The sequence below is a fragment of the Halanaerobium congolense genome (assembly GCF_004366375.1).
GTDB classification, from domain to species: Bacteria; Bacillota; Halanaerobiia; order Halanaerobiales; family Halanaerobiaceae; genus Halanaerobium; species Halanaerobium congolense.
Map to the genome: position 1 here is coordinate 1 of NZ_SOEF01000052.1, position 8,451 is coordinate 8,451.

Consider the following 8,451-nt stretch of genomic DNA (forward strand, 5'->3'; position numbering starts at 1 on the left):
AAAGCAAAAAGTAACAGATGGTTGGGTAATTGAAATAATAAAATCGTGGCTGACCATGGGAGTCATGAAAGATGGAGAATATATACCCACAGAAAAAGGAACCCCTCAGGGTGGCGTAATATCGCCACTGCTGGCAAATATCTTTCTGCATGAGTTCGATAAAGTAATGACAGAAAGAGGGTATAAACTGGTGCGATTTGCTGATGATTTTGTGGTTATGACGAAATCAAAAAGGAAAGCTAAAAGAGCTTATGAAGTAGTTAAAGAAATTATTACGGAAAAACTTAAATTAGAACTGCATCCAGAAAAGACAGTAATAACTAACTTTGGTGAGGGTTTTGTATTTTTAGGATTTGAATTCATAGCCTGGAGGTACAAAAGACCTAGAAAGAAATCATTAGAAAAATTCAAAGACAAAGTTAGAAAAGTTACTAAGAGAAATCAGCCCTGGAAAGTGGACTCAATTATAAAAAGGCTAAACGCTAAAATATATGGCTGGGCTAATTATTTCGGTCATGGAAATGTGAAGACACTTTTCAGGAGCTTGGATGAATGGATACGAATGCGGTTAAGGTCATATATAGAGAAAAAGAAAGCAGTTATGAATCAAAACAAAAGAATCCCCAATTCCTTTTTCAGGAAGAAGGGACTCGTTTCACTACTTACTAGATTGTCCTAGAGGATTAAAATATACAGCTGTGGTAACACAGTGACGAAGACTTATTCCTTGAGACGGGGCAACGACTGACGGAAAGCTGTATACGGGAGAACCGTACGTGCAGTTTGACGAGGGGTCCCAGCTGAAAGGCTGGTCCTACTCTATAAGAAAGGGTGGAAGCTTTATGAGAACAGAAGGAGTAGACTCGCTTTCCAGCCAGCAGCTATATAATAATAACAACAATAGCAGTAAAAATATTAGAACTGAAAAAATTAAATCTAATAATAAAAAAACTAATAGACAGGCTACATCTCTTCAGGAAAAAAACGAATATAACCAGCAAGAACTAGAAGATGAAGTTAGAGAATCTGTAAAAGATGTAAATGAAATAGTAGATCAAGTTAAAGAAGGACTTTCTTTTCAGATACATGAAGATACAGAAGAACTAATGGTGCAGGTAATTGATGTTAATACAGATGAAGTAATAAAAGAATTACCACCTGAAGAAATGCTGGATTTAAAAGCAAGAATACACGAAATGGTAGGTATATTAATTGATGAAAAGGTTTAAAGAGGAAGTAGGTGTTAAATAGTATGCAACTAGATGGTTTAGCAAGTGGTATGGATACTACTGCTGTAATTGATCAGTTGGTTGCCCTGGAACAGAGACCAATATTAAATTATCAGCGGGAAATATCAGATTTAGAAGTCACCAAAGGTGCCTGGCGTGATATTAACAGCAGGCTTGATAAACTTGAAGGAAGAACTACAGATCTAAAAATGTCTTCAACTTTTAATTCTCGTACTGCTAATAGTAGTGATAAGGATGTAGTTACTGCTACAGCAACTAATGATTCTAATGAAGCAAATTATTCAGTGACAGTTCATGAAGTAGCTAAAACTCAAAGAATATTTGGAGAAAAGCTAGAAGAATATTCTGCAGAATCTAATGATACAATCACTATTAATGATAGTAATATTGATATAAGTAAGGGTGATAGTCTAAGTGATATTAGCAATAAAATAAATGATGCAGAAGCTGGAGTAAAGGCTTCAATTGTTGATGATCGCTTAGTATTAGAAACAACAGAAACTGGGGTTGAGAATGCTCTTAAAGGAACTGGGGATGTTGCCGATCCTGCTGATGCTAATTTATCAAGTAGTGGAGATATATTAGAAAAGCTTGGTCTTTTAAGTACTGATACTCAAAGTATAGTAAATGAACCTCAACAGGCTTCTAATGCCTTAATTGATATTAATGGGATAACTGGTATTACAAGCTCAAGTAATACTTTTTCTGAAGTTGTAGAGGGTATTACCTTTGAGATTAATCCAAACGCTGAGGTTGATCCCGGAACAAATCTAACGGCTTCTGCTGATATAAATGTAAGCAAAGATACAGGCAAAGCAACAAATGCAGTACAGGGTTTTGTCGATCAATATAATAGTGTGATGAACTTTATTGATGGTAAAACTGATTATGATGAGGACGAGAATAAAGGCTCAGTTCTTCAGGGTGACAGTACTGCTATGAGACTTCAAATGCGGTTGAGAAATTTAGCAACTTCTGCAGTTAAAGATGAAGGAAATTTTAGAACTCTTTCTTCAGTTGGAATTGAGATTGATCGCAATGGAGTAATGAGTTTTGATAAAAGTAAATTTGAAGAGGTTCTGCAGGAATCATCTGAAGAAGTTGCCTCTCTATTTAGAGGAACAACTGATAAAGAAGGTTTTGATGGTGTAGCTCAAAGGATGGATAGTTATCTAGACCAGTTGATGCAATCAAACACCGGCTTAATCCCGAGAAGACTTAATTTTTATGATAACCGAATTGATAGTTTAAATGATGATATAGAAGATGTACAGAGAAAAGTACAATTGACTCGTGACAGATATGTAGAACAGTTTGCTGCTATGGAATCAGCTATCTCTGAGATGAATCAGCAGATGAGCTGGATGCAGAGTCAGATATCAAGTCTTAATGTTAATTCACAAGCGAGTAATAATAGATAAAATGATAAGAATTGATTTTTGAGGAGATTGGTGAGCTGAATAGATACCGATCTCCTTTAATTGTTTTAGGGAGAGGATGCATACAAATAAATGAAATCAAATGAATATAAAAAAGAAAAAATATACAATTTAATTTTTGGTAAAAATTTTTCCACAAATATAATAAAAACTTTGTCTCCTGAAAAATTTAGCATTTTTGAATACAAATTTATAAAAATAAATTCTTTTTCAGAAATTATTCAGAAAAGATTTAATACAAATGATAACTTTTGTTTTGACACAGATGAAGATTTTTTTAATAACTGTATTAATAATCCTGATTTTGCTGAAGAAATTCTTAGTAAAGTTCAAAAAGAATATAATAGCACAGAATTTATTCCTAAAAATAATTGTGAAAATAAAAAAGAGTATAATACACTTTTAAATACTTATAATATTGTATCTCCTAATGAGCATTACAATTCTGTAGTACATCGTGATGGTGAATTATTAGATGATATTTTAGTTTTATTAGGAATTTTTTCTGGTGAGCAAGTAATAAGAGAAAACAATTTAAATAGATATCATCAAAAGAATGAGATGTTTATACTTGAAAAAGACTATCAGAAAATAGTTAATCAAATAAAAAATATAATTAACAAATTTAGAAATAAAACTTTCACATTCAGAAATCATGGAAAACTTTTATTTTATTATTTAGAAATGAATGCTGTGAATACTGTTGACATGAAGTTATTAATTTTAAGTACCACATTTGATTATTTTTCTAAAATATATTATATGAACTATACTAATAAATTCAATAATTTAATGGATAATATTAAAGGTTGGGAATGCGTGGGAAATACTAATGACATTTTTGAAAATAGATTATATTTTTTAATTACTGAATTGCTTTTAAAAGACCTTGATGTAAAAAGTGAAAAAATTGTTTTTAAAAGGATGCAGCAGTTTATTTATTTAAGGAATAAAATTGTTCATTCTGGAAGAATATTTCCTATTGAAAAAAGAAATGATTCGGAATATCAATTAGATAGTCAACTGTGCTCAAGAGATAAAAAACGATACACAAAGTTCTTTGGATTTGTAGAAGATGGATTTACGTATAAAGAATATATTTCAGAAATGATTGAAATTATTAATTCATGGCAAAAAATATTTATATTTTGTATTTTAAATCATTTAGAAGTAAGCGATTGGTATTATAAGGGAAATTTTATAGATGAGATTTCTTGGTTTTTAAATGATAAATAATGATATGTGAGAGGTTGGATGAGATGAAGATATACATAAACGAGAATCTTATAGAAGCAGAATCTGTAACAGATAAGAATGAAATTCTAGAACTGGTAGAAACCAAGTTAGATAATGAAGTAATAGATATAATTTATTTGGATGAAGTTGAGGTTTCCTTAAAATATTTTCAGGAAAATGAACTTGATTTAGATAGAATAGATGAGATAAAGTTTGAAACAAAGAAAGTGGAGCAGCTAATCACTGAAACCCTTGCAGAAGCAGAAAACTATCTTCCTAAATTAAAGAATGCTTTAAATAACTCAGCCGAACTTTTTAAAGAAGGTAAAGAAGCAGATGCTTCTGATCTGCTGGATAAGACACTGGAAGGTATACAGTGGTATCTGGAAGTGATCAATGGTATAATATCCTTAATAGATAATAAAGAGTTAAAAGATAAAGGTAATAAGATACTATCTGATTTTACTCAGGCACTAAATAGAGCTATGGTATCTCTACAGAATGAGAATTATGATTATCTGGGAGATCTGTTAGAAGTAGAAATGGTAGAATATATTGATAAGTTAAGTGATTTTAATCAGGAATTATTAGAAGAATACTAAAAGAGGTGACCAAAAATGTCTGCTGTCGAAAAAACTAATTCTGTCCTAACCCAAATTAAAAATGTAATTCATAATCAAATAAATCAGCCTGATGAGAGAAATGATCAAAGGGAGAAGGATCCAAAAGGTGACAGATTCACCAGATCACAACAGCCAGAAAAAGTAACCTATGATCTAGAAGATATTGCAGTCCATGATGCGGTTAAAAGACCGATTAAAATTAATGACAGTAATAATATCTTTTTTATTAACCATAACAACCGCAATAGAGCTGTAAAAATAGACCCGGGAGAATATAATTTAACAGAGATTCAGTCTGCAATTCAGCAGCAGGTTAACGAAGAATTTGGAATTGGTAAAGTTAGTCTTAAAATGACTGCCTCTGGTTCAGATCGCTTTATTTATGCTGAGGATAAGAAGGAAGAGCATGTATTGGATGAGCAGGTTTAGATACACTAGAAGTTAAAGTATGAATACTTAGGAATGATTAAAATGCAAATAAAAGCTTATGAACTGTTGAAGATAATAAGGAAATTAAAAGAAGAAGTAAAGTCTAAACTAAAAATTGCTGAAAATAAAAGATCAGAAGTGAAGAAAAGGAAAAGCAAACTCACTGAAGTAGAGTGGAAGCTGAGAAATATGAGAGCTACAGCAGTAAAAATAAGAGATGAAGAACTAACAGCTGAAGAGGAAAAAGAACTGCAGGAGTACTTTAACTATCTTAAAACTGAGGTAAAGAAATGTGAAGTTTTAAGTTAAGCTGATTATAAAATTTTATAATATTTGACAGATAAAGACAACCCCATTCTTTTCAGTGTGATTTCTGAGAGAATGGGGTTTTTCTATGTCATGAAAGCTTTGAATGCTGGCATTTTGGGTACAAAAAATCTCGCCTATCTAAAAATTCTACTTCTGAAATTCTTTTCTACGATCGATCCGCAATTCACTTAAGAAATCCAATCCAAACATCACTCTCCAGCCGAAACAACTAACTTTCTAATCTGCTCCGTCAATCAAATTCTCTCTCCTAACAAAATAATAAAGTAAACGTAGACGTAAACAGTATACGTAGACGGTCTACGTAGGGAGAGGAGGAATAATAATGCCTAAAAAAATAATAACAACTAAAGCTGAAAGTAAGCTCGGTCCAAAAGTAATAAGTATTTCTAACAGGAAGGGTGGAGTTGGAAAAACTACTCTAACCACAGTCATAGTCATGGCAGAGGAACTAGCTAATGCAGGCTACTCATTAGTAATGTTGGATCTTGATTCACAGACTGATCTGACTGACATCAATCTGAGTCAGAATGAAGCTAGTAATCTTTTTGGTCTGCTGACCGGCCAGAAAGCATTGGAAGAAGTAGTAGTTGAGCTGCCCGGTAAAGGAGACAAGAAAATCATAACCGGGTCAGCTAGAGTAGATGAAATACAGACTGGTGTAAGCAACACTCTGACGCTTATAAAGAGATCTCCATAAGAGACACTCTTTTGCATCTTCGCTAGTAAAAAATGACATTAATATTTATAAAATCCAAAAGTTATTGGGTCATTCCAATATTTCTGTAACCAGCCTGTACGCTCATAGCAATATTGACGATTTAAGTGAAGCAGTTAATGTGCTTTGATACCAAAATCCCCTGCTATTATAGGCAGGGGAATCCTAATGAAAGGAGGTAATACATTTATGGCTGATACAGAAAAAGAACAGCCTATCTATGATGAAAAGGTCAACTATATTTTGACAGCTTTAAAGAATGGGAAGTCCAGAGAGGAGATAGCTGATGATTTGAATTATTCCAGCTATAAGTCCATGGACATGTATATTAGAAAAAAAAACTTCCTCTGGGATGCTGATCGAGGTACTTATGTGCCAAAAGTAGATGACCCTGGATTTGAAAATAAGAAGTTAACTGGTATATCATCAAAAGCTGATTTAATTATTAGTTTGTTTGCTGATGATGGTAGTGATCCTAAGTCGGTTGCAAAGAAAGTAGGCTTTAATGATCATAAAGATTTAGCAGATTTTATGAAGCGACAGAATTATATCTGGTCCACAGATGAGCGGAATTACATTCATCAATCTGAAATGGAAGATGATGAGGAAGAAAGTAAGAAAGCTGCTCCAGATACTAATGGGAAAGAACTTGCTGCAGAGATTAGAAAACAGGTTGAACGCCAGGTCAATGTTGCAGAAAAACTGGCTAAGTTTACTTCCGTGATGGAGTTTATAGAAAAAAATATGGATTCCTTACAGGAACTATTAGCAGCTACAGAGGATGAAAAAGATAGTGATGGAGAAATTCCACATTTTGCTGTTCCGGGCACAACCAAAACTAAAAGTGTCTATATGGCTGATAGATTAGCTGAATTAGTTACAGAATTCAGCAAGGTTAGGAATGTATCTCAGAGAGATATTTTCGAAGCTGCAGTTATTGAATATTTACGGAAGTATGGTTACAGAGATGCTGTTGATTCTCTTCTTAAGTGATATAAAATAGATTTAATAGTAGGAGAAAATTAAGTTTTAGCGAAATAGTTATTAAGGAACTGTTTTTCTATGATGATTAATATGATATAATAATTATACAGGAAGTTAAAAGAGATGGAGGAACTAAATTGGATATTATTAAAAACCCACATGATTCTCTTTTTAAGAGAACTCTTGGTGATAAGGAAGTGGCAGTAGATTTTTTAGAAAATTATCTACCCAATAGTATTTTAAAAGAAATTGATCTAACAGATATTAAGGTAGCCAAAGATAGTTTTATAGATAAAGAGTTGGAAGAAAGTTTTTCTGATATTTTATATAATGTAAGTATAGATGGTAAAGAAGGATTTGTTTACCTGTTATTTGAACACAAGAGCTATTTTGATAAAATGACACCGGTCCAGATGCTTGGTTATATTTTAGATATCTGGAAGCTTTATAATAAACAGAATAAAAACGAGAAACTACCACCAATTATACCTATTCTTATTTATCATGGAGATAGAAAATGGAAGTATGGAAGCAGCTTATCAGAATTAATTGAAGCTACTTCAGAGGCTATTTCAGATTATATACCTGGTTATAATTATTTACTTTATGATTTCTCTAATTATTCTGATGCAGAAATAAAGGGACAGATTAAGCTGAGGCTATTTTTAAAGTTGATCTCTCATATTTTTGATGATGATTTTGATAAAGGACTGCGGGAAGTTCTGCCTTTGTTAATTGAACTAAGAGAAAAAACAACCGGGCTGGAGTATATTGAAACTGTTGTTAAGTATATTTTAAATATTGGAGAGGAAATTTCTTTAAATGAGTTGGATCAAAAGGCAAAAAACATTTCAGCTGAAGGGAGTGCTGTAATTATGACTATAGCAGAAAAAATCTATCATGATGGAAAAGAAGAAGGTAAAGTAGAAAATATGCATGAAATGATTGAATTTGCAATGGAATTGAAATTTGGTTTAAGCAGCAAAAAGATTGTGCAGGAGATAAATAAGATAGATGATTATGAAAGATTAAAAAATATTAAAGATGCTATCAAAAGTTATGATTCTTTAGAAGAATTAGTTAAGAATATTGATATTTAAATTTTAAGTTTTAGCTTAGTTTTTAGACCAACAGAAAAATATGTTTTCAGAAACTGTTATCTATTCTATTGTAGATAGCAGTTATTTTTTTTGCAATCGTTACTCTTCTTACAGGAGATAGCGGTTGTTTTTTTGTTTTCAGCAACAAAATTTATGCCAAATGGCTCCAAAATTATATCTGGTCTACAGATGAGCGGAATTATATTCATCAATCTGAAATGAAAGGTGATGAGGAAGAAAGTAAGAAAGCTGCTCCAGATACTAATGGGAAAGAACTTGCTGCAGAGATTAGAAAACAGGTTGAACGCCAGGTCAATGTTGCAGAAAAACTGGCTAAGTTTACTC

General features: G+C 32.3%; 10 protein-coding genes and 1 pseudogene. All 11 read left to right on the top strand.

Going from position 1 to position 8,451, the window contains the following annotated elements; genetic code table 11:
• Positions 1–679: reverse transcriptase domain-containing protein (locus C7954_RS12720; protein WP_243833691.1), on the top strand; the 679-nt coding region annotated here is incomplete at its 5' end.
• A 163-nt stretch (positions 680–842) separates the two neighbouring features.
• Positions 843–1,229, top strand: a complete 387-nt coding sequence (locus C7954_RS12725) for a flagellar protein FlaG (protein WP_134060202.1) — start codon at positions 843–845, stop codon at positions 1,227–1,229.
• A gap of 11 nt (positions 1,230–1,240) precedes the next feature.
• Positions 1,241–2,671, top strand: a complete 1,431-nt coding sequence (gene fliD / locus C7954_RS12730) for a flagellar filament capping protein FliD (RefSeq protein WP_134060204.1) — start codon at positions 1,241–1,243, stop codon at positions 2,669–2,671.
• A gap of 90 nt (positions 2,672–2,761) precedes the next feature.
• Positions 2,762–3,925, top strand: a complete 1,164-nt coding sequence (locus C7954_RS12735; protein ID WP_134060206.1) for a hypothetical protein — start codon at positions 2,762–2,764, stop codon at positions 3,923–3,925.
• A 23-nt stretch (positions 3,926–3,948) separates the two neighbouring features.
• Positions 3,949–4,527, top strand: a complete 579-nt coding sequence (locus C7954_RS12740) for a DUF8042 domain-containing protein (protein ID WP_134060207.1) — start codon at positions 3,949–3,951, stop codon at positions 4,525–4,527.
• Between the two features lie 15 nt (positions 4,528–4,542).
• Positions 4,543–4,977 carry a hypothetical protein gene (locus C7954_RS12745; RefSeq protein ID WP_134060209.1) on the top strand — a complete coding sequence of 145 codons (435 nt, stop codon included), beginning with the start codon at positions 4,543–4,545 and terminating at the stop codon, positions 4,975–4,977.
• A 42-nt stretch (positions 4,978–5,019) separates the two neighbouring features.
• A complete protein-coding gene (locus C7954_RS12750) occupies positions 5,020–5,286 on the top strand; it encodes a hypothetical protein (RefSeq protein WP_134060211.1) in 267 nt (88 codons plus the stop codon).
• 343 nt (positions 5,287–5,629) lie between these two features.
• Positions 5,630–6,004 (top strand): ParA family protein, encoded by a 375-nt coding sequence (locus tag C7954_RS12755; protein ID WP_134060213.1) that lies wholly within the window; start codon positions 5,630–5,632, stop codon positions 6,002–6,004.
• 13 nt (positions 6,005–6,017) lie between these two features.
• Positions 6,018–6,152: pseudogene (locus C7954_RS14205) on the top strand (tyrosine-type recombinase/integrase); the annotation flags it as partial.
• A gap of 59 nt (positions 6,153–6,211) precedes the next feature.
• The gene (locus tag C7954_RS12765) at positions 6,212–7,015 is read left to right on the top strand and encodes a hypothetical protein (RefSeq protein ID WP_134060215.1); all 804 of its coding nucleotides are present in this window, start codon (positions 6,212–6,214) and stop codon (positions 7,013–7,015) included.
• A 128-nt stretch (positions 7,016–7,143) separates the two neighbouring features.
• A complete protein-coding gene (locus C7954_RS12770; RefSeq protein WP_134060217.1) occupies positions 7,144–8,106 on the top strand; it encodes an Rpn family recombination-promoting nuclease/putative transposase in 963 nt (320 codons plus the stop codon).
• Positions 8,107–8,451 lie beyond the last annotated feature (345 nt).

Excerpts from the sequence above, each read along its gene's own strand:
- C7954_RS12725 (WP_134060202.1), top strand. The coding sequence starts at position 843 with ATGAGAACAGAAGGAGTAGACTCGCTTTCCAGCCAGCAGCTATATAAT.
- C7954_RS12735 (WP_134060206.1), top strand. The coding sequence starts at position 2,762 with ATGAAATCAAATGAATATAAAAAAGAAAAAATATACAATTTAATTTTT.
- C7954_RS12740 (WP_134060207.1), top strand. The coding sequence starts at position 3,949 with ATGAAGATATACATAAACGAGAATCTTATAGAAGCAGAATCTGTAACA.
- C7954_RS12745 (WP_134060209.1), top strand. The coding sequence starts at position 4,543 with ATGTCTGCTGTCGAAAAAACTAATTCTGTCCTAACCCAAATTAAAAAT.
- C7954_RS12750 (WP_134060211.1), top strand. The coding sequence starts at position 5,020 with ATGCAAATAAAAGCTTATGAACTGTTGAAGATAATAAGGAAATTAAAA.
- C7954_RS12755 (WP_134060213.1), top strand. The coding sequence starts at position 5,630 with ATGCCTAAAAAAATAATAACAACTAAAGCTGAAAGTAAGCTCGGTCCA.
- C7954_RS12765 (WP_134060215.1), top strand. The coding sequence starts at position 6,212 with ATGGCTGATACAGAAAAAGAACAGCCTATCTATGATGAAAAGGTCAAC.